At 67.3% G+C, this 548-nt stretch carries 2 protein-coding genes; both read left to right on the top strand.

Going from position 1 to position 548, the window contains the following annotated elements; translation table 11 throughout:
• Positions 1–244 (top strand): invasion associated locus B family protein (locus EN786_RS36000; protein ID WP_189524373.1); only part of this gene is annotated, 244 nt, incomplete at its 5' end.
• 13 nt (positions 245–257) lie between these two features.
• Positions 258–548: hypothetical protein (locus tag EN786_RS36005; protein ID WP_210238926.1), on the top strand; the 291-nt coding region annotated here is incomplete at its 3' end.

Below are 548 nucleotides of genomic sequence, written 5' to 3' on the forward strand. Positions count from 1 at the left end.
CCAGGCTGGTGCGGGGAGCAGGCTTTCGCTCAAGCTTGCCGGCCGCACGCAGTCCGTCGACGTTCAGCTGCAGGGCTGCGATGCGTCGGTCTGCGTTGGCTATGTGCCAGTAGGCCCGGTCCTTCGCGAGGAGATCGGCAAGGAGACCACCGTCCAGGTTTCCTATTTCCTGCCGTCGGGAGCGACCGTCAGCCTCGATGCTCCATTCAAGGGGCTCAAGACCGCGCTGTCGACCATCAAATAGAGAGATCCGCGAAATGACCCGCCAATCCATCGAGGACAGAATCCTGAACCGCCCTCAGCCTGTTCCGCTGCCGGAACAGCCGGCAAGCCCGCCGCCGGCGCGCTCATCGGCCTGGCGGCTGGTGCGAAACACCGCGCTGCTCGGCGCTTTCGCCGTCCTGGTCGCAGCGGCGGTCATATCGTCGCTCCGGTTCTTGCCGGCGCTGGGCGAATTCGTCGCGGGCACCGCCTCGGCGCAATCGCAGGCGCCGGTCGCTGCCAAGCCGACCGATGCCAGGCCCGTCGCGGGAGATGCTTCGGCCGGC

It is taken from the genome of Mesorhizobium sp. M4B.F.Ca.ET.143.01.1.1 (assembly GCF_004792275.1).
Lineage (GTDB): Bacteria > Pseudomonadota > Alphaproteobacteria > Rhizobiales > Rhizobiaceae > Mesorhizobium > Mesorhizobium abyssinicae.